The sequence below is a fragment of the Rahnella sp. P4_A8 genome (genome assembly GCF_056402435.1).
In genome coordinates this window covers 1-2,231 of record NZ_JBFUHK010000167.1, presented here as the reverse complement: position 1 = coordinate 2,231, position 2,231 = coordinate 1, and the positions used below count along the sequence as shown (strand labels likewise).

Annotated in this window: 3 protein-coding genes and 1 pseudogene; all 4 read right to left on the bottom strand. The window is 47.6% G+C overall.

Going from position 1 to position 2,231, the window contains the following annotated elements:
- Positions 1-78: 78 nt before the first annotated feature.
- Positions 79-537, bottom strand: a complete 459-nt coding sequence (gene gspM, locus AC1DUO_RS24215; protein ID WP_477989133.1) for a type II secretion system protein GspM — start codon at positions 535-537, stop codon at positions 79-81.
- Entirely contained in the window at positions 534-1,709 is a 1,176-nt protein-coding gene (gene gspL / locus AC1DUO_RS24210; protein WP_477989131.1) for a type II secretion system protein GspL, read from the bottom strand. Before gspL ends, gspM begins: the two co-directional genes overlap by 4 nt.
- Positions 1,710-2,039, bottom strand: a complete 330-nt coding sequence (locus tag AC1DUO_RS24205; protein WP_477989135.1) for a type II secretion system protein GspK — start codon at positions 2,037-2,039, stop codon at positions 1,710-1,712.
- A gap of 36 nt (positions 2,040-2,075) precedes the next feature.
- A pseudogene (locus tag AC1DUO_RS24200) lies at positions 2,076-2,231 on the bottom strand (type II secretion system minor pseudopilin GspK); the annotation flags it as partial.

Genomic DNA, 2,231 nt, shown 5'->3' with positions numbered 1-2,231 from the left:
GGGTAATGATGTGATATAAGACAATTGCTGCCATCCTCCGTCCATGCTAAATATCTTCCTTGTTATGACATCTGCCCGTTAACGCAGTGTGAGTTGAGGAACACTGACGCTTCCTGTTGGTCCGTTACCTGTCACTATTGAGATGGCCACGACCTGAATACCGTATTCCTTATTGAGAATTTCAAGCCAGCGTAAAAGGGTGGTGTAAGGGATCTGCTCAAAGCTTAGGGCGACTCCCCGCTCATTCTGAGTAGTCTTAGGAAGTTGCAGGGATAAACCTGCCGCTGAGGTGTTAATAGCTTCCGTCAGCTTTTCTGTCTTAACTCGCAGTCCGGAAGGTGCCCCGAGACGCTGGGTTTGCTGAATCATCCATTCAAGCTGGTGATGTTGCGTGTTGACCCGTGCCCGGGATTGGGCGATCTGGTTGTTGAGCGGGGTTAAAATACCGTACCAGATGCAAGTTACTGSCAACAGAAAAGCGGCAACCAGTATCAGCCATCTTTCCCGTTCATTTTTAAGCATCAGCCACTGTTTCATGATTTGCTCCGCTGAGTTAGCGTGGCGGTGATACCCGCTGATGACGTGGCTAACTTAGAAATGGCAAAGTGAAAATCGCTTTCGGTACGTTCGACGAAATCATCAATCGCCGCCCGGTCACCCGTAGTAATCTGCAGAGTGAACTGTTTCGTCTCTTGCTGAAAATCTAATTTATCTATGTCAATTTGCGGGCTCTGCCCATGATAAGCCGTGAGTTTTGCCAGTGCAGGAAGAAAGGCTGTGGGTGCCTTTTTCATATTTTGTTCAAAATAGAACTTCAGATTACGGGTGTGTTTGTCCTGCGGAAACCAGGTTTGATGAAGTGCAAGCATCTCTTTTTTCAGTAATGATTCTTGCTGAGAAATCTGCCACCAGGTGAAAAGTTTGGCGCCGATAATCACTAGCACCGTGAGTATCGCCATGCTGGTTGCCACCCGTAGCAGATGACGTTCCCAGGCGGATTCTTCTTTACGCACGGCGAACTCGCCCTGCAGCAGATTCACTGCTGACGGACAGTTATTCTTCATCATAATCAGGGGATGAAAAGGCAGATCAGCGCGCACCCAGCCAGGAGAAATCGATTTCTCATCTCCGTAGTAATGTAATGTCTCCGGCGTTGCGATTTTAAGTAGGGTATCGAGTAATACCTGCTCAACCTGACAGCCTGAATATTCCGACTGTCGAAGGAGCCACTGCTTATCAAGCTTCATTATCGACCAGCCTTCTWCATGCCTGGGCAGCAGCAAGGCATCAATATAAATGTGCCTTATTGTCAGCCCTGCATCGCTAAATAGCCGAAGCCAGTTTCTTAAATAATCTGATTCAATACCCGCCACAAAGAGTGTCTGTTTTTCTCGATAAAGCTCAACCCAATGCAACGTATCGACATCGCTGGCAATACTTTCTTCAGTAAGATGGCCAATCATCTGGCGAGTAATTTTGTTTGCGTGTTGAGGCAGAGCGATCTGACGGAAAACTATTTCACTGGCCGGGATGAACAGACAAACATTACGTGCCGCAGGTTGTGTGGCGAGTTCTGATAAATGTTCGGTATCCGGCAGGCAATGGATATCGTTGTCACATTCTGCCTTATCCGTGAACCAATAGAGTGAGTGCTCTGGCGTAGTACCAGCCCTGATAAACAGCCTGTTGGCCAGATGAAGTTGTTCCATTTACTCAATTACCCGATAGCGACGTTGATAAATTTTGATTTTTGAATCCTGTGGATTGAATTGCACAAAACTGCTCATAGCATTTTGCTGTTCTTCAAACCGGCCTAGCGTATAGAGGACGAAGTATTGGCTGCGTACCGTCAGCAGCGGTTTTAATTCGCTGCTTTGGATTTCCAGACTAAAACGCTGTTTCTTCACCTCTTTCAGAAAAGCGTCAACAGAAACCCAGCCTCTGCGCGGTCGCGCTGAAATTAATCTGATTGCATCCTCCTGATTAATACCGCCAAGAAATAAGGCGCTTAACAGAGGAGCCTGTTCTTCGGTCAGCATATTCACATTAATTTGCTGGAACTCTTCGGGGAGAGTGCAAAGCTGATGTCGGATTTTTTTGAGTGGCAGAAGAGGGAGGTCGGGCAGCAGCGCCAGCTCATTCAGGGAAAAAAGACGTTGATTAGCTGCAGCGCGGGGCGGTATCAGCGTTTCGTAATACTCGGATTCCGCACCGGATGTTCGGGTCTCGTT